The sequence below is a fragment of the Bifidobacterium sp. ESL0775 genome (assembly GCF_029395475.1).
Classification (GTDB): Bacteria; Actinomycetota; Actinomycetes; order Actinomycetales; family Bifidobacteriaceae; genus Bifidobacterium.
Genome location: NZ_CP113917.1, coordinates 2225736 through 2245163 on the forward strand (window position 1 = coordinate 2225736; position 19428 = coordinate 2245163).

The 19428-nt window shown below is 58.5% G+C and carries 11 protein-coding genes; 4 read left to right on the forward strand and 7 right to left on the reverse strand.

Annotated elements, in window-relative coordinates; translation table 11 throughout:
• Positions 1–12: 12 nt before the first annotated feature.
• Positions 13–2172 carry a class 1b ribonucleoside-diphosphate reductase subunit alpha gene (nrdE, locus tag OZX73_RS08705; protein WP_277150979.1) on the forward strand — a complete coding sequence of 720 codons (2160 nt, stop codon included), beginning with the start codon at positions 13–15 and terminating at the stop codon, positions 2170–2172.
• Between the two features lie 306 nt (positions 2173–2478).
• Here the strand turns inward: nrdE and OZX73_RS08710 are convergent, their stop codons facing one another.
• Complete coding sequence (locus OZX73_RS08710; protein WP_277149440.1) at positions 2479–3825, reverse strand: putative ABC transporter permease; 1347 nt, start codon at positions 3823–3825, stop codon at positions 2479–2481.
• 312 nt (positions 3826–4137) lie between these two features.
• Between OZX73_RS08710 and OZX73_RS08715 the strand changes: the two genes are divergently transcribed.
• From OZX73_RS08715 to OZX73_RS08725, 3 genes are all read left to right on the forward strand, one after another.
• Entirely contained in the window at positions 4138–5682 is a 1545-nt protein-coding gene (locus OZX73_RS08715) for a BspA family leucine-rich repeat surface protein (RefSeq protein ID WP_277149441.1), read from the forward strand.
• Positions 5683–5951: 269 nt separating this feature from the next.
• Positions 5952–8552, forward strand: a complete 2601-nt coding sequence (locus OZX73_RS08720; protein ID WP_277149442.1) for a YhgE/Pip domain-containing protein — start codon at positions 5952–5954, stop codon at positions 8550–8552.
• On the forward strand, positions 8549–10897 hold the full coding sequence (locus OZX73_RS08725) for a YhgE/Pip domain-containing protein (RefSeq protein ID WP_277149443.1): 2349 nt from the start codon (positions 8549–8551) through the stop codon (positions 10895–10897). The genes OZX73_RS08720 and OZX73_RS08725 overlap by 4 nt, the downstream gene beginning before the upstream one ends.
• A gap of 243 nt (positions 10898–11140) precedes the next feature.
• Here OZX73_RS08725 and OZX73_RS08730 read toward each other — a convergent pair whose 3' ends face one another.
• The 6 genes from OZX73_RS08730 to OZX73_RS08755 form a co-directional block, all read right to left on the reverse strand.
• Positions 11141–11932: an ABC transporter ATP-binding protein gene (locus OZX73_RS08730; RefSeq protein WP_277149444.1), complete on the reverse strand. Its 792-nt coding sequence runs from the start codon at positions 11930–11932 to the stop codon at positions 11141–11143.
• 136 nt (positions 11933–12068) lie between these two features.
• Positions 12069–13673 (reverse strand): FtsX-like permease family protein, encoded by a 1605-nt coding sequence (locus OZX73_RS08735; RefSeq protein WP_277149445.1) that lies wholly within the window; start codon positions 13671–13673, stop codon positions 12069–12071.
• A 7-nt stretch (positions 13674–13680) separates the two neighbouring features.
• Positions 13681–15045: an FtsX-like permease family protein gene (locus tag OZX73_RS08740; protein WP_277149446.1), complete on the reverse strand. Its 1365-nt coding sequence runs from the start codon at positions 15043–15045 to the stop codon at positions 13681–13683.
• A 16-nt stretch (positions 15046–15061) separates the two neighbouring features.
• Positions 15062–16336 carry a Fe-S-containing protein gene (locus OZX73_RS08745; RefSeq protein ID WP_277149447.1) on the reverse strand — a complete coding sequence of 425 codons (1275 nt, stop codon included), beginning with the start codon at positions 16334–16336 and terminating at the stop codon, positions 15062–15064.
• A 477-nt stretch (positions 16337–16813) separates the two neighbouring features.
• Positions 16814–17455, reverse strand: coding sequence for an iron transporter (locus tag OZX73_RS08750; RefSeq protein WP_277149448.1), 642 nt, complete (start codon positions 17453–17455; stop codon positions 16814–16816).
• An 88-nt stretch (positions 17456–17543) separates the two neighbouring features.
• A complete protein-coding gene (locus OZX73_RS08755) occupies positions 17544–19223 on the reverse strand; it encodes an FTR1 family protein (protein ID WP_277149449.1) in 1680 nt (559 codons plus the stop codon).
• Positions 19224–19428 lie beyond the last annotated feature (205 nt).

The following is a 19428-nucleotide window of genomic DNA, read 5'->3' on the forward strand; positions in this document are numbered from 1 at the left end:
ACAGCGCTGAGCATGGACAACACCGTCGAAGACACCGGCTTCGACCCGGAGCACGACTATCATTCGCTCAACGCGATGCTCAATCTCTACGACGAGAACGGCGACATCCAGTTCGACGCCGACAAGGAGGCCGAGCGCGCCTACATGACCACACACGTGGCCCGCAACACCAAGAAGTTCGCCTCCACCGCCGAGAGGCTCAAGTACCTGGAAGATAACCTGTATTACGATAAGGCCGTTTTCGACCAGTACACCCCCGAGTTCCTCGATTCCTTCTACCAGCACGTCGAGGACTTCGGCTTCGAGTTCGAGACCTTCCTCGGCGCTTTCAAGTTCTACCGTTCCTACGCGCTGAAGACTTTCGACGGCAAGGAATATCTCGAGGACTTCCCGCAGCGTTGCGCTGCCGTGGCACTCGAGCTGGCCGCCGGGGACGAGAAGCTCGCCGTCAAGTACGTCGACGAAATCCTTTCTGGACGCTTCCAGCCCGCCACCCCGACCTTCCTGAACCTGGGCAAGGCCCAGCGCGGCGAGCCTGTCTCCTGCTTCCTTGTGCGCATCGAGGACAACATGGAGTCCATCGCCCGCGGCATCAACTCCGCCCTGCAGCTTTCCAAGCGCGGCGGTGGTGTGGCCCTGCTGCTCACCAACCTGCGTGAGCAGGGCGCTCCAATCAAGCACATCGAGCACCAGTCCAGCGGCGTCGTGCCAGTGATGAAGCTTCTCGAGGACTCCTTCTCCTACGCCAACCAGCTCGGTGCACGTCAGGGCGCGGGCGCGGTCTACCTGAACGCGCACCACCCCGACATCCTGCGCTTCCTCGATACCAAGCGCGAGAACGCCGACGAAAAGACGCGAATCAAGTCGCTGTCGCTCGGCGTGGTTATCCCCGACATCACCTTCGAGCTCGCCAAGCGCAAGGAGAAGATGGCCCTCTTCTCCCCCTACGACGTCGAGCGCGTCTACGGCAAGCCGTTCGCGGATATTTCCGTCACCGAAAAGTATGACGAAATGCTTAACGACGACCGCATCCACAAGACCTACATCGATGCCCGCGAGTTCTTCATGACCTTGGGCGAGGTGCAGTTCGAGTCCGGCTACCCCTACATCCTCTTCGAGGACACCGTCAACAAGGCCAACCCGATCGACGGCCGCGTCACGATGTCGAACCTCTGCTCCGAAATCCTGCAAGTGCAGGAAGCGTCCACCTATAACGACGACCTGAGCTACAAGCACGTCGGCAAGGACATCTCCTGCAACCTCGGCTCGCTCAACATCGCCAAGGCGATGGACGGCGGCCTGGCCGACCCGGTGGAGACCGCGATTCGCGCGCTCACTTCCGTTTCCGAGCAAACCCACATCGACTCGGTGCCGTCCATCAAGCGCGGCAACGAAGAGGGCCACTCCATCGGCCTAGGACAGATGAACCTGCACGGCTTCCTCGCCCGCGAGCACATGTATTACGGTTCCGAAGAGGCGCTGGACTTCACCGACATGTACTTCATGACCGTGGCCTACCACGCCTACAAGGCCTCCCACAAGCTGGCCGTCGAGCGCGGCCATGCCTTCGCGACCTTCGACAAGTCCGATTACGCCAAACCGGCGGGCCAAGGCAACTACTTCGACAAGTACACCGACGGCCGCCGCTCGCTGGAGCCCAAGACCCATACGGTCAAGGACCTCTTCGAGCGCTTCGGCATCCACATCCCCACCGTCTCCGACTGGGAGGCGCTGCGCGACGAAATCCTGAAGGACGGCATTTACAACGAGTACCTGCAGGCCGTGCCGCCGACCGGCTCGATCTCCTACATCAACCACTCCACCTCCTCGATCCACCCGATCGCCTCGAAGATCGAGATCCGCAAGGAAGGCAAGGTCGGCCGCGTCTACTACCCGGCGCCGTACATGACCAACGACAACCTCGAGTACTTCGAGGACGCCTACGAAATCGGCTGGAAGAAGATTGTGGACACCTACGCCGAGGCCACCCAGCACGTCGATCAGGGCCTTTCGCTGACCCTCTTCTTCCCCGCTGGCGTCACCACGCGTGAGCTCAACAAGGCGCAGATCTATGCCTGGCGCAAGGGCATCAAGACCCTCTACTACATCCGCATCCGCCAGCAGGCGCTTGAGGGCACCGAAGTCGAGGGCTGCGTCAGCTGCATGCTCTAAATAACCTTGCCTCTTGAATGAGGCAAATCAACGATCAATGGCGTCGGGCCCCCGTTTACTCGGGGGCCCGACGCTAACCGACGCTATGATTTAAGAAAGGATTGGCCATATTCCCAAGAAGATGCGGTGATGGCTGAACAGCTCGATATTGACGATCGGCCACGATTGGGATTCCTGATTCTTCATGCCAAAATGTGCGGTAGTTAATCGCAGCAAAACTTTTCATAGTATAAGTTGAACAGTCATCAATTCAATGGACTTTTCTAGTTATACTATGAAAAGTCGAGGTTCCAAAACCCAGCACCTTTACCCGCGGCCGGACCACTTGGGGTTGATGCTCATCGTCTGGAAACGCTGCTGCATCACGGCGTTGCCGAAATGCTCGCCGAAGAAACGGGCGACCGGCGATGTCTGCGGCAGGCCGGCGATGCGGCCGTACCAGCAATCGAACGCCATCAGAGTGACCACGATGTCAATCAGCATCAGCACCAACGCGACGGCGGTCAAGGCGTAGCGCCACTTCCACGGGATGAGGTTGATGAATTTCAGGATGCGCGGCAACAGTTCACGCAGCCAGATGAGCCCCGCCAAGCCCCAGAAAACCATGTACTTGCCGCTGGTCTTTCCGCCGAAAAGCGGCAGCCAATCGTTGGAATAATTCCAAGCGATGATGCCGAACGCCACCTGCATGAACCACGCGACAAAGGCCTCGAAACAGCCGCCGATAATCGCGCTGGCGAAGAAGACCAGAATCGCGTTGGCGTGCCACAGCCGGTTCAGGCACATCGTGAGCACCACGACGCCGAACCCATAAATCGGCGAGAACGGACCCCAGATGAGCCCCGCACGGTCCTGCCATTCGTTGAAGAAGATGAGATGGTAGATCTCCTCGACAATCAGCCCGCCGACGCAGCCGATGACGAAAAGCCAGAACACGTTGAAAACATTGAGCTCGACGTAACCTTTGCCGCTTGGATCGCGGCCGAGCATGCCCGCGCCCTTCGCCTCGATGTACTCGTCATGCTCATCCATCCGCTTCAGCTTGCGCTGCACGGCACGTTCGCCAATGAGCGCCGGGTCGAGGGCGATGGCGAGCGCCACCAGAATCGCGATCTGGATCACGGAAAGCCCGACACCCGGCCCAAGCCCTTGCAATGCCAGCGAAAGCATGCCCTGGGCCACCGTCACCGCCATCAGTCCGTATGACCACCGGGCCGCGTGCTTGCGCATGTCACGCAACAGCATCACGCCGAACACGATCAAAGACACCGCATTGACGAACGCGACCAAGGTCTGCGCGCAAGTCAGCAGGAACGTCAGGTCGAGCGGATCGACGCGCAGGCGGCCGATGAAGAATTCATGGATGCCATTGACGATCGAGTAACCGACATACGGCACACCCACCAGCCCAACCAGCAAAACCAGCACGCCATACACTCGGCCGATGACGGTCAGGTTCCGGGCGGCGTGGTCGGCGAGGTTTCGTGAGGCGTCAGTGACTCCAACGGCGGCACGGACGGCCGAATGCACGACCGCGTCGGCGGCGGAGCTCGCGGCCTTGCCTAGAGCGCTCGTCGACGGTTTCGCGGTTGTTTCCGTATCGCCTGTAGCGAACGACCCCGTCTGGTCTTCCGTATCGGGAGCAGTCCCCATAGCCTCACTCCTCTTCACTTCGGCCCCGCAATTCCACACATTCCTTCAAGGCTACCCGCCACGATGGCCGTCATCAAATTCGGTTTCAAGCAAAGGAATATAATTCAGCATTTTCATAAATCTTGTCCCATAAAACCGATACGTTTGAATTGGGGATATTTCATATATCACACCAAAGATGGCGTGACGTCATCGCGCATAACCAAAAACCGCGATCGTCGGGATCGCAGCCTACGCGAACAAATGAAAACCAAAATTAGACAACTACATAGGAACAACCACTGTCCGACTAACGAACAATCAGGAAAATCAATGAAGACACGAAACGTAATAGCCACTGTGGCCGCCTCTCTGGCCGCTCTCGCCCTTGCCATAGTGCCGCAAACCGCGATGGCCGGCGAGCATCAGCCATTATTAGACACCGAGCAGATGCCAACCGCCCAGGTCTACTGTGACGCGAGCAAACGCTCATTCGGCACCGACGCCTACTGGCAGTTGAGTTCGGACTGCTCGCAACTGCATCTTGGAAGCAGATACGAAGGGCGTATCGGCACCTTGCCCAACACGCGCCCGTGGTATTCCGTGAGATACTCGATCAAACAGGTAACGGTGGATACGCCGCTCAAAGCCCATGCCGACTCGACCAAGATGTTCTTCGACATGCCCTATCTGACCAGCATCGACCTCACCGGTTTAGACACCAGCGATGCGACCAACATGAATCAGATGTTCTATAAGAACCCGTCACTTGGCAGCATCGTTCTTGGCGATCAATTCGACACCAGCAACGTCACCGACATGAGCTATATGTTCGCTTCGGACTCCACACTCCAGAATCTTGATTTGGGGCAAAAATTCAACACCTCGAACGTCACGAACATGAACCACATGTTCGGAGGAATGAAAAGCTTGGCATCAATCAACATGGGTCCCTCGTTCACAACGGGCAACGCGTTCACGATGGCCTCCATGTTCCAAGGCGACTCCGCATTGAAACGACTCGACCTTTCCGGCTTCGATACAGGCAAAATCACCAGCGACGACAGAATAGACAATATGTTTGAAGGGTGCACCAATCTGCGCTTCGTCCGAGTCGGAGCCAACGCGGCATTCAGAAGCGCGGCCAACACGCCTTCCGCAAACTGGAAAAGCCAGGACGGTAATTGGACAGGTGATCCAGCCCTTGGTTTCGGGCAGGATTCGCCCAGCACCACTTGGTACGGCAAGGCTGGGGTTTCCGTGAGTTTCAGCGCCAATGGGGCGCAGGGCAACGTCCCTGCGACGATGACACGCGACGCTTGGCCGGGCACCTCCGCAGAATTCGAGATGCCGGGCCAGGGTGAAATGACCAAGGAAAACCATACCTGGGCGGGTTGGGCACACGACGAGGGCGCCAACGAACCGCATTATCTCGCCGGTTCCATACTCTCCCTGGACGATGATGACGACTCCAACAACGACACGACGATGCACGCGATCTGGCAACGTACAGGCGGTGAGAATGGGACCACCGAACCTGGCGAAGGCGGGACGGAGCCGGGCGAGGGAGAAACCGAAGGTGGCGAAGGCGAAACCGACACGGATGAGGACGCACTTGAACCGGAGGATGAGGAATTGGAACCGATCGTCGCCGAGGGACTACGGCCCGGAACCCCTGGTCTGCCCGCATCCGCGGTCTTTCTGCAAGAGCGCGGGGCAACAGCCGCTGCTGGCCAGCAACAAGCGGAAGACGCGCAGCGACAAGGCGACTTGGCTCGCACTGGCTCGTCTGCTCTGAACCTAGCCATCGTCGCGGCCACTATGGCTCTTGCCGGCTTGGCTATATTCCTGCGTCGATCCTCAATTCGCATCAAATGATCTAAGAAGCCATCACATTAAAAATGCGCGCGACACGGCGGGATACGGCAATGACCGTATTCCGCCGTGTTCATATTCCACGGACGCCTCGCGCCCGCCACGAAATGATCCAATCCGTTAAACCATCAAATATATTCGCTTTGAACAGAACATTTAAGGCATCAAATATGGTGTTACAGCGGGGATAATAATGAATGCAAGCGGAAAAACCACAGGCCGGTCGGACGTTTTGGTTTTCATCCGACAACACAAGCTTTAAGGAGCCCATTATGAGCAATGTGATGGCCATCGTGCGACGCGACATCGTGCGGCTGTTGCGCGTGCCCGCGGCCTGGGTCGTCCTGTTCGGGCTCGTGTTCATCCCGCCGCTTTACGCGTGGTTCAACATCGCGGGTTTCTGGAACCCGTACGGCAACACGAACGGCATCGAAGTAATCGTGGTCAACAACGACCGCGGCACCGATTCCAAAACCATCGGCAAGATGAACATGGGCGAGCAGATTGTGCGCCAGCTCAAAGGCAACGACAAGCTTGGCTGGAAATTCGCTGACCAGGACGCGGCCATGCAACGCGTCGAATCCGGAGCAAGCTACGCCTCCATCATCATTCCAAAGGATTTCAGCGACCGTGTGGCGGGAGTGATCGAGGGGCATAGCAAACGCCCGACGCTCGAGTATTACGTCAATGAAAAGGCGAACGCGCTGGCCAGCCGCATGACGGACACCGGCGCCTCGACGGTCGACAGCCAGGTCAACGAGACCTTCGTCTCCACGGTGAGCAAGGTCGTTTCCGGCATCGTCAACAAAACCGACGACGACATCAACACCAAAGCCGACACCGCCACGGCCGACACCCTCGCCGACCTTAACAAAGCAGAGCAGTCCGTCGCCGATATCCGCGGCGACATCGCGGACCTGACGGCGACGCTCAACGGTGTTCCCGACAAAACCAAAGCCGCACGGGGCACGCTTGACAAAACGCAAAAAGCCGGAGCGCGGGCATACAAGCAGCTAAACGACGCCTCAACGGCGATCACGAACACACAAAGCACCCTCAACGACTTCACCAACAACGCCAGCGGTACGCTCGACCAAATCGCGAACCTGCTCTCGCAGGCAAGCTCGCAATCCAATGTCGCCATCAACTCCATCGCCGCCGGACTGACCAAAGCCAACGGAGACGTGGGCTCGGGACTTTCAACAGCCCAGCAGATCAACACGGACACCAGCAGCCTCATCAGCCGCCTGGAGGCGGCGGGCATCCCCGGCAGTTCCGGCGCCATCAATGACCTCAAAACGCAGAACCAGCGTCTTGGCGACTCGATCACGGCCCTGAATGACCTCAATTCCAGCAAGAACCTTGGTTCGACGGTTTCCAGCACCGTTTCGGCGGCCAACGGCATCAACACTTCCACGCAAACCGCGCTCGGCAACGCCGCGAGCGCGCGGAAATCCATCACCACAGGCGCGCTTCCGCAACTCAACAACGGTTTGAACGGCCTTTCAACGGTGGCCGCGACATCCTCGGCCAACCTCGTCTCGCAAGGCTCGCTGGTCACGCAATCCACCCTCGTCTTGAACCAGCTGGACCAGGCTTCCGCCACCGCCGCCAAAGCGCTCGTAGGCACCGACAAAGGCCTGGCGAATCTGCAAAACCATCTGGCGACGCTCACCACCGACATCACCGCGCTTTCCAGCTCATCGGCTCTCGGCAGCTCAGGCATACTGGCGAAATCCGTGGGTGGCAACGGCAAGCTTGATGCGGCGAAAATCGCGGATTTCATGCTCTCGCCCACCGTCCTCGACACGAAAGTCGTCTATCCGGTGAGCACCTACGGCTCCGGCATGGCGCCACTGTTCACCAACCTGACGCTCTGGGTCGGCGCGTTCATGCTGGTCGTCCTGATGAAGCTGGAGGTGGACGACGAGGGGCTGGAAACCGAGCCGACACCCGGGCAGCGTTACTGGGGACGATGGATCGTTTTCGCGCTGATCGCCTCTCTGCAGGCCATCGTCACTGTGCTGGGCGAGCTGGTTATCGGCGTGCAATGTCACAATGTGCCAATTTTCATCATTACCACAATACTGGCCTCAATGGTCTACGTGAGCATCACCTACGCGCTGTCGGCCTCGTTCCTGCACGTCGGCAAGGCGCTGTGCGTCGCGCTGGTCATCATCCAAATCCCGGGCTCGTCTGGCCTCTACCCCATCGAGATGATGCCGAAATTCTTCCGTGACATGTACCCCTTCTTCCCGTTCACCTACTCCATCAACGCGTTGCGCGAGACCATCGCCGGCTTCTACCATGCGGATTGGTTCGTCAACATGGGCAGGCTCATGGTTTTCGCGGTCCTGTTCTTTATCCTGGGGTTGGTGGTCAAACCGCGCATGGGCAACCTGCAGCGCTTGGTCGACCGCCAGCTCAAGGCCAGCGACATCATCTCCAGCGAACCGGCGCTGCACAAAACCCGCGAATACCCGATCTCGCAAGCTTTGAACATGCTGGCCGACAAAGAGGAATACCGTGCCGGCATCGAGGAACGCGCACGGAGATTCGCCCTGCTCTATCCGAAACTGATGCGCGGCGCGCTGGCTTTCGGCATCGCCGTCCCTGCCATCATGGCCATCACGTTCTCGCTGACCACCGGCACCAAGGTCATCGCGTTGGCGGCATGGGTCATCTGGTTCCTCGCCATCATCATTTTCCTGGTCACCGTCGAGTCCATCCGCGACAGCCTCGCCCGGCAAGTGCGCCTTGGCAATCTTGAGGACGACGTGGTACGCACCTTGCTATACGAACGTCAACGACCACGCAAAAAGGCGAAGACCAAGATACCGCAAACCGACACGGAAGGAGGCGACCAGCAATGAGAACGATATGGAGGCTTTTCACCGGCGACGTGCGGCGCATCACCAGCAACATCATCTCGATCATCATTTTGATGGGTCTGGTCGTCATCCCCGCGTTGTTCACCTGGTTCAACGTCACCGCAAGCTGGGACCCGTTCGGCAACACCAAGAACCTGAAATTCGCGGTGGCGAGCGTCGATGAGGGCTATTCCAGCGACCTCATGCCGGTGAAAATGAAACTCGGCGACCAGGTCATCGGCCAGTTGCGCGCCAACAGCCAGCTCGACTGGACCTTCACCACCAAAGACAAGGCCATCGAAGGCACCAAGTCCGGCACCTACTACGCCGCGGTCATCATTCCGAAGGATTTCAGCCGCAACATGATGACGTTCTTCTCCTCTAACGCCAAGCACGCCACGCTTGAGTATTACACCAACGAAAAGAAGAATGCCGTCGCCCCGAAGGTCACCGGGCAGGGCGCCGATCAGATCTCCAAAGAGGTCAACGAGATGTTCGCGAAGACCATCACGAGCACCGCGCTGAGCGTGGCGAACGGGCTTTCCAAGCAGCTTGATTCCTCCGACGCCCGCGAACGCTTGACCACGTTCAACGGCAATATCAACAATCTGGCCAGCCAGCTCAACGACTCAGCAACCAATGTAGATGCCTACGCCAGCCTCATCGACGTCTCCCAAACCCTGCTTTCCAGCTCCTCGGCCCTGCTCGACAACGCTTCGCACGATACCGGCAAATCACTGAAACAGCTCAACAAAGCTGGAGGCGGCGTCAAAGACGTTTCAGGCGCGCTCAATACCGCCACTTCGACGCTTTCGCAAGCGCTCACAACCAGTAGCGCGGGCAATGCGGCCATCGGCACGGATATCGGCAACGCCTTTGACAGCGCCGGAAAATCCTCGTCCGACGTCTCGGCGACGCTGCGCAAACAGGCGGGACTCATCGGCGACCAAGCCACGCAATACCAAAGAATCCGAGACACGTTGGCGGGCTTGCCCCTACCTCCTTCCGACGCGCTCACCACGCTTGACGACATCATCGCCCGGCAAAAAGCCCTACAAACCGCGCTGAACACCTCGGCCAATGACCTTGACACGAAAACCGGCAACGCAACACAGCAGCGCGAGCAGATCGTCAGCCTCGCCAACCAATCAAAAACGGCGATCGACGGACTCAACACCAATCTTTCCGCCATGTTGAAGCCACAGATCGCCAGCATCACCACGTCTCTTTCCTCGGTTTCCGGAACGTTGAATACCGGAGCCGCCGATCTCGACAACAGCGTGACGTCGCTTAACGGCACCGCCAACCAGGCCAGCGACAAGCTCAAGCAGGCACGGGCCACGTTGGGCGACACCTCAGCCACGCTTTCGCAAGCCAGCGGCAAGCTGACCGCCTTCAGCCAGCAACTGACCGACGCGCTCAACAGCGGCGACATGGCCAAGGTCAAGAAACTGCTTTCCGGCGATCCAGACAAACTCGCCGCCACCCTCGCCGCGCCCGTCGCGCTCAAACGCAACGCGGTGTTCCCAGTCGAGAATTTCGGCACCTCGCTGACCCCGTTCTACACGTTCATCCCGCTTTGGGTCGGTTCGTTGCTGATCGCGCTGACCATCAAAACCGACGTCTCACGCTGGTCGCGGCGCAAGCTTGCCGAGGCCGGCTACCACAGGAGCCGGATCGGCAAAAGCTGGTTCGAGTTCAGGCACAAGACCAAGAAAACCCATAAGGCCAGCGGCCATTCCGCAAACGCGGACGCCGACGCTTCAGACACTTCGAGCGAGGAGGACACGCTGGATCTCGGCAATCCGCTCGATCGCACAAACGACACCAACCGTTCCTTAACCGAACCAAAGCCCTACCAGCTTTTCCTCGGCCGTTTCGGTATCTTCGCCTTCATCTCGCTGTTGCAAAGCACATTCTCCTGCGCCGGCACGCTGCTGTTCCTGCGGGTCCACGCCGTCCACCCGATGCTGTTCATGCTCGCGGGTTGGGTTTCCGGCCTGGTTTATGCGTTTGTGATTTACACACTGGTGGCCTGCTTCGGCACCATCGGCAAGGCGCTGACGGTGATCGTCCTGGTGATGCAGATTTCAGGATCTTCCGGGACCTACCCATTGCAGGTGTTGCCGAAATTCGTGCAGGTCATCAACCCGTTCCTGCCGGCCACCCACTCGATCCAAGCCGCCCGCGCCGCCATCGCCGGCATCTATCAGAACGATTTCTGGATCCAGATGGGCATCGTCCTGATCTACGCGGCCATCATGCTTGTCATCGGCCTGATCATGCCGAAACCTTCGAAGTTCAACACCTGGTTCTCCGGCCAAATGGAACGCACCAAGCTGATTTAGGGCGCAGCCTGCAAGCAATCAACCCCGAGACTATTCAAAAGTCGGAAACCGTCCATGACTTCGTATTCAAGTATTACACCTTGTAAGCCGTAGACAGTATCGTCTCGCCCTTCGGTTCGACTCGGTTGGGCAACCTTACTAACGATTTGCCCGACTAGCAAGCTTTCATGCGGCAGCACATGACATTCCCGATCAAACCAATCGATACACAGACTGTTATATGCTGCCATCACCTCTATTCCGTTATCCTTGGACTTTGGCGGCCTTCGTCGGGTTGGCGAACGAAATGGGGGCATCGCCCTGCTGGGCGCCTTCGACCTGCGCACCGGTGGAAGCCGGCTTGCCGCCCGCAGCCTCGTAAGCCTCGCGCGCTTTGTCGTCGTTCCATTGCTCGCCGACCAGCACACCATGGTTCAGCATGATCTCGCGCTGCGCACACGAGGCCACCAACGCGTCGTGCGTCACCACGATGATGGTCGTGCCCTGCTCGTGGAGCTCACGGAAGAGGTCAAGCACGATCTTCTCGTTCTTCTCGTCCAGGTTGCCGGTGGGCTCATCGGCCAGAATCAGCTTGGGATGGTTGATCAGCGCACGGGCAATGCACACACGCTGCTGCTCGCCACCGGAAAGCTCGCTGGGCAAATGCTTCGCACGGTCCTTCAGCCCCACATGGTCAAGCGCCTCAAGCGCCTCCTTCTCATCGACCACGGAATGGTAATACTGCGCGACCATCACATTCTCGACGGCGGTGAGATGCGGCACAAGATAGAACTTCTGGAACACCAGGCCGATGATGTTCTTGCGCACGTCGGCCAGCTGAGTGGCATTCAGGTCGTTGAGTTCGCGGCCTTCGAGCGTCACCGAGCCCTTGGACGGCGAATCCATGCAGCCGATGATGTTCATCAGCGTGGTCTTGCCGGAACCGGACGAGCCGACGACCGCGAGCCACTGCCCCGCCGGCACGGTGAGGCTGAGGTCGTCCACCGCGTGAAGGTCGCCGTAGATCTTCGAAATATGATCAAGTTCGAGCAGCATAGCCACTCCTTTCATTCATTATCAAAATTTGTTCGTTCGTGCCGGTAAACGGACTCCGACGTTCCCTAAAAGTCCGTTTACCAGCGCTACCGTCAGTTTTCACAATCGACTTTTGTTCTCTCATTCGCATCCACGCTCATTCCTCCTGCAATACGACAGCCGGGTCGATCCGCACCGCGTTACGTACCGGCGGCAGTGATGCGAGCATCGCGACCAACAAGCTTACGACCACAGACGCGAGCGCGAGCGGCCAGTTAAGCGAGAGTTGTTGTCCGAAGACGGAAGCGCTGAGCGCGTGGGCAAGCACATAGCCGATGGCCGTGCCGAGTAACCCGCCAAGCAAGCCATAAAGCGCGGCTTCCACGGTGAATTCCACGGCGATATCACGCGAAGAGGCACCGAGCGCCTTGCGCAGGCCAATCTCATTGCGACGCTGCGAGACGATGGACGAAATCGTGGTCCCCACACCGACAAGCGTCAACACGAGCACGACCACGGTGACGATCCAGAAGAGCGTCTGCAGCATCGTGATGATGCGGACGTTGGACGAGGTGATCTTCGTGACCTTCTGCGCCTTCGCGTTGAGCGAGGCTTTTTTGTTGACGTGATTGACAAGGCTGCTCAAGCCCGCATCGGAGGCGTCAACGGAGAACTCGACCACATCCGCGCCACGCTCGAATCCGGTGAGTTTGTCGACATCAAGGTTGTTGGCGTAGACCATGTCGTCCTCGCTGCCGCCGGTGTCGACGATGCCGTCCACCCGGAATTCCATCCCGCCCGCGTTGGGAGCGGTAGGCTTCCACTCGGCGAGTTTGACGGAACCGGAATGGTTATCATGGTTCTCAACGCTCGTCGGTTCCGACGATTCCCATTCCGCAAGTTTCACGGAACCGGAACTCGTGGCCGACATCTTCATGCCCTTCATGTCCGGCGCCTTGGCCTCCGCCGACATACCGTCCAGCGCCTTGCCCAGCTTGTCCTTCACCGTCGCGTCGGCCATACCTTGCTGAACGTTATCGGCATGCGTCGAATCGGACATCTTCATGCCCTTCATGTTGGACATGTCGTGTCCCGACGAATTCCCGTTCGCCGAGCCAGACGAGCTGCCACCCGATCCGCTGGTTGCGGAGCCCTGTGAGCCAGAGCTTTCACTTCCCGAACCAGAACTACTGGAACCACCCGTTCCGCTGGTCGCCGCGGCCACGCTTTTGCCGGGGCTGTATTTGATGGTGATGGTCGAGCCGATCTTGGCATCGAGTTTGGTCGCCGCGTCGCGTCCGAGCATCACCCCGCCATCCGACGGCCATTTGCCCTCGACGCTCCAATGGTGGTTGAGCGCCTTCACGTCCTGCGGATCGATGCCCGCCACCACAAACGGCAGCGAGTTGATCCGCGTGTTTTCGTACCGGTACGCGGCCGAGCGTTCGGAACCTGCGTTTTTGACCGTCGCATCCAGCGCCGCCACGGTTTTCTGGTCAAACCCGGAGTCAGCGACGTTTGCGCCGTCAGAACCTTCGACGGCCTTACCGCCCACGGTCCGTTGGGTCGGCGTGACGATGAGATTGGCGCCATAAGCCCGCATCTCCTCGTTCATCTGTTGTGGCACCGCCACGCAGATCGCCGCGAGGCAGAAGAGCGTCGCCGCACCCACCAAGGACGCGACCACGGCCATCATCGCCCGCGAGCGCCGTCGGAACACCGCGCTGAAGAGCATACGGAAGAACATCTGTCGGTTTGTCATTGAATGTTTACCTTCCATGGAGCACCTCCGCCGGACGCAGGTGCAGAATCGAACGAATCGAGGAGAACGAGGCGATCAAGATGGTCACAGCCAGCAAGACGAACACCAGCACAAACACCATCGGCCGCATCGCCACTCCCGATCCGAAGACGACATGCCCAATGACCTGCGCGAGCAACGATCCGAGCCCTGCGCCAACCAGTCCACCTATCAGAGAAATCACTGCGGTTTCGGTGAGCATCAGCCTTGAGACCGCACCATCAGTCGCCCCGATGGCCTTGAGCAACGCCAGTTCCGAACCACGCTCACCAATCGACGATGCCATCAGATTGGCCACGGCGATGGCCGCCGCGATCAGGCTCAGCGCGGTCATCAGTATCATCACGGCCTGCGTCTTGTGCAACACATCGCCCTGCAACGCCGCCACCTGCCGCACCTGCTTGGCCACGGCCCCCGGCATGACCTCCTCGATCTGGTAGGCGATCGAGGATGGATAGGCCGTGCAATACCAGGTCTCCCATTCCTCCTGGCTCAGCGCGGCGGGGTCCTTCTCGGCCTTACGGGCCAAATCGTTTTCGGGGGTCGTCAGCGCCTTGACCTCGATTTTGTCGATGGAATCCGGCAGATCGGCCAGCCGCTGCGCCGACCACGAGGGAATGTAGATGCCATTGGCATCATTGTCTCCGGAATCGAAAATCCCGACGATCCGCACGCGCTGGCTGCGGTGTTGCCCGTCAGCCGCCTCCTTGGAAATCGTGACGGTCTGCCCGACTTTGGTATGGGTGGCGTTCGCCAGGTCCTTGCCCATCATGCCCTGAGCGACAGCGGTTTTGTCGGTATCCGCAACAGACACGACTTTGCCGGTGCCTGAAGCTCCCGAACCGTCCTTGGCCCAGGCTCCGCCTACCTTCCACCACGAACGCATGCCCTTGACCCCGGCCACCACGCTCTCGCCGGTCGCCAGCGGCACTTTCTTGTTGAACCATGTCCCGGTCACCGGCACGTTGCGCCCGTCGATGGTGGCGTTCACGTTGAGTTCAGGCGCGAAATCGGTGATGTTGAACGCCCAGAACGTCGTCTTGATGCTGGGCACGTCCGATTCCTTGAGGAACGAGGTCGGATCCTCGGCTTCGTCACCGTTGCCCGCGTCCGCGGTGTTGTACAAATCCGACACCACCGCGTCGGCCTTGGGCTTGACCACGATATTCGAGCCATACGTCGACAGTTCGGCGTTGAGTTTGTCGCCCACGTCGAAGACGACGCCGAGCATCGCCACGCAGATCGTGGCCGACAGGCACACGGTCACCGCGATCAGCAGTCGCCGCTTGAGTTGCCGCGAAAACGAGCGGAACACCATTCGTAACAGGAACATTGTTTGCCTCTATTCCTTATTCCTTGAAATGCGACGACAGCGCGTCGAGGTCGGAGGTGTGGATGGTGATCTTGCCGTGCGACGCCTCGAACGGGAACGGTATCGGGTTGCAGCCGCCCTTGAAGCCGATGGTGGCGACGTTCATCTCCACCTCGCAACGTTTGCAGATGATCTTGCCGTCCTTTTCGTAGTAGCCCGCATCGCCGCATGTCATACACGCGTCGAGGCCGACACCGAAGGAGCCGCCGTTCTTCTTGATGATGATGAAGCGCATCACCGTGCCGTCCTTGGCCTTGTATTGGAAACGGTGCAGATGGCCGTCATCCACCTTGTTGAAGGCGATGGTCGCGATGCCGTTGTGCTGCGAGTACCCTTCCGGTGGTGAAAGCGTGGGTTGCTCGTGTACTTTGGCGACACCCGCAGTCAGCGCAAACGTCACCACAACCATGGCGATCAGGCTCCACGCGCCAGCCGCTTTCGCGCGGCGCCGGAACGCTTTATGCTCACGTACCACGGCATCGTTGGCACCAGCCAGCGGCGTGCGGAATCCGGCGACAATCGAAGCGACGGCAGGGATGATGAAGACCAGCACCGAGGCGATGACCAGTTTCATATCATTGTTCGCCGCGACAATCAGCACGTTGAACGCCGTCCCGTCGAATTCGACGAACATCATCGACATCAGCAGCGAGCACAGCTGCGTCAGATGGCGCGCCAACAAGATAAACAGCATGAGCATCGAGGCCGCAAGGAAGCAACCCCGCACCGCCGTGGTGCGCATGGTACGGAAAATGGCTGCCACCACGACAGCCGTCGCGATACCGAGCGCAAAGCCGAGCGCACGCAGCAGCATCTTGGACGTGAACGGGGATTCGCCGGTCTCCACGAAGCTGGTCAGTTGCATGAAGACGTCCTGCGAAGCGAAGAATGTGGTCAGGGCGATGCCAATAGCGGAAATCGCATTGGCGACGTGCAGCCGAACCGGATGCTCGTGCCAGTCTCGAACAAGCCCTTTGGAGCAGGCCATGATCGCCAAAATGAGCACATCGCAAACCACGCACCCGACAAGCACCGGCAGATTGACCCCGGAACGCCGGTCGACAATGACCAGCACACGCAGCACGGTGAACACGAGTGCCGCGCCAATCCCGATGAGCAGCCCATACAGCCGCCACCGCCGGCTCACCGGCACATCACGCCCCTCGCCGACCCCAAGCAGCACGCTCAGCGTCATCACCAGCAGCGCCGGCGCCACCATCCCCGGCAGCGCCCCCACAAATTCCTCGAGCATTTTCTCGAATCCTTATCCTTGCCAATCGCAATTAACTGGCTTTTACCTCATTACCAAGGAATCAACTGACGCAGTTGTCTGGGAATATACTTGCTTCGACACCCTCCAGGCCGGTAGGCCAAGCTTTATGTCTCAGCAAGCATATTCCCAGACAACTACTCAACCAACGAATCATTATCATTAACGAATAGTTCAATGAAATAGCAACACAAAATAAACCTAAACCGCTAAAATCTTCGTAAGCTAAGCGTTACGTAAGTTAAAAACATTCGCAACTACATGAAAAAACTATTTTTTATCCGCTCCAGTCGCTTTGCATCATGGTGAACACTCATCTTGGAGCGAGTTACATCCGTTGAGTGGTGGAGGAAGGGGACATGCTTGCTGAGGAGTAAAGCTCGGCCTACCGGCCTTGAGGGTTCCGAAGCAAGTATGTCCCCTTCCTCCGCCGCGTCAGTTGTTTTCTTGCTTCACGAGTCACCACTGATGCACGACGTAATTCCAATCGAAGCTCGCGACGATCGGCTTCGTCCAGAAGCGTCCCTTGACGCCGGTGTCCGGGTCGACGTGCAGCGTCCAGCCGTTGGTTTCAGGGCTGTAGATGGTGTACGTGAGCTTATACTGCCCGGCCTTGTCGAGCTTGATGTTGGCGCCGTAGTGCGGGCCGTCGTCCGCGTTCATCTCCATGAACGTTCCGTCCTGCTTGTTGTTCGGGTCGTTCTTGTCCTGGATCTGGTACTTGACGGTGAGCTTCGGGATGAAGTCACCGGTGCCGTAGCCGAGGTTGTTGTCCTTGAGCGCGTGGATGTCGGCCTCGAGGTGGAGGTTGGATTCGGCCGCCGAAAGCCCCATTCCCTGCGGGTACATGTCGACCGGCTGGAAGTAGACGGTCGCGATGTTGAGCGGGAAGATCTGCTGGTCGTGCCCGATCGGAATCTCCTCGAACTTCGCGCCGTTGCTGTTCGCCTTCTTATCAGACTTCTGAGAGGACGACGAGCTTGACTTGCCCTTGTCGCCGGAAGCGGAGTTCGAACCATTCGACCCGCACGCTGCAAGTGAGAACGCGAGCGCCCCTGCGACCACTGCGGCCAGCAGGCCGGTCAGTTTGCTTTTCTTCATTGTTTTCTCCTGTTATTTTTGGATGTTAATTATCAAATTTCAATGAAACGAGACGCCGAACGGCTTCACCGTTCTCTCCCTACCACGTCTATGCCGCGGTTCCAGCACAATGAGCCGATTCCGCAGCCTTCACCACCTTTTCATGATGCCTGCGGATACCAAAAACAACGAACAATCCGATAATCACCACAGCCGCGATGACCTGCGCGACGATGGTTTCGGTATACGGATACAGTCCCAGCCATTCATTGGTCGGCATGCTCGCCAGATAGGTTCCGCCAATCGCATCGCCTTCGATGAGCGAGTGCACGCCGCCACCGGCAAACGTGACAGCTAAAACCGCGAGCAATGCCGAGGTGATAAGGAAGAACGGATGAAGCGGGATATGCACGGAAGTGAAGCGGATCAGCACAAAGACAAGGACCAGCACAACCGCAGCCGCCAACCCACCTATCCACATGCCCCTCGAATCTTTCGTCATCGAGTAAACGCTCTGATAGAACATCACCGTCTCGGCACCCTCGCGGAACACAGCCAGGAAACTCAACATGGCAAGGGAGACAACACCTGCAAACGTCAGCGAATCCGCTGCGGTCACGCCCGAAACGGCCTTTTTCGTCTTGTTGCCGATATAGCTTTGCCACGCTTCGACATCGGATTTCGAGAGCATCCAGTCGCTGGTGTAGATGAGCATGCACATCGCGATCAACGCGACCACGCCCTCCATGATCTCCTGCTGTGGCCCGTTGCCATTGAAGAAGACCGCGAAGAGCACCGCCATCAGCCCCGAGCCGATCAGCCCGACGACCACGCCGAGATAAATCCAACGCACGAGTTTCTTGTTGTCGCTTTTGAGCATGTAGGCGATGATGGCCGCGACCACGAGCAACGCCTCAAGCCCCTCGCGCACCAGAATCAGGAACGATTGGCCGATGGAGCTTGTGGCGAATTTCGTGGCGCCATTGACCTGGTCCTCGGCTCCGCCATCGAGTTTTTTGGCGTCGACGTTGAGGTTGGCCTTGAGCTCGTCTGCCTGTTTCTTGATGCCGGCGGGCGCATCCCCGCGCACCATGGCCTTGCGCAGCTCCTTGAAACAGCTTTCCATATACGAGACACGCGAACCGGAAATCGCGTTCATCACGTTCTTCTCGAAGCCCAGCTTTTCGTAGTACTGGTAATAGGCCTCATTGACCTTGTCGGCGCCTTTTTCACCGTCACCGGCTTTCGCCGCGGCGACGCCCTGATCGATGACCTTACCCATTTGCCCGGCGACCTCAAGCCAGGTGCGGTTCCCCTTGCCGTAGAACTTGGTCTTCTTGTTCTTCTGCAGCACCTTGCGCTGCTCCTTGACCGTCTTCTCAATCTGGGCTGCGTACGCCTTGGGCTTGGCGAGATTCGGGCTGGCATCGAGCTGCGTTGCAGCGCTGTCAAGTTCGTTGGAAAGCGCGGCAACCTGAGAGTTCAGATCAGCACCATGCCCATCGCTATACGTCAGTTGCTGCACGGACTGGAACTGGTTCATCTCGCTCTGCTGACGGTCGGCGCCAAGAGTTTCCTGCACAGCCCTGCTGAAATTGGAAGCCGTGTACCTGGCCGAAACCGCGCTCATCTGCGAGGCGGCCGTGGCCCTGTCCCCCGAAGCATAGGTGCCGTTGACCTGCGCAAGCCCGCTACCCAAATCCTTGGCCACCCCGGTCCAGGTGTCATCTTCCGCTGTAACGGTATCCGCCGAAGCCCGTACCGAATAACCTTGATTTACCTCATTCATGCCGGCCTGGACACCATTAGTTTTTGCTGCCGGGCCATAAGATAGCGTTTGCACACCAGGCAGTACTCCATCATTAACATACGCACGCCCGTCAGTTATTTGCCCGCTTTGCGATAGTTGATTCGTCTTAGACTGATTGACTGATTCATACGAAACGTTTTCGTTTACTACGTCCGAAGATTCTTGGTTCGCTGCGATTGCAGGA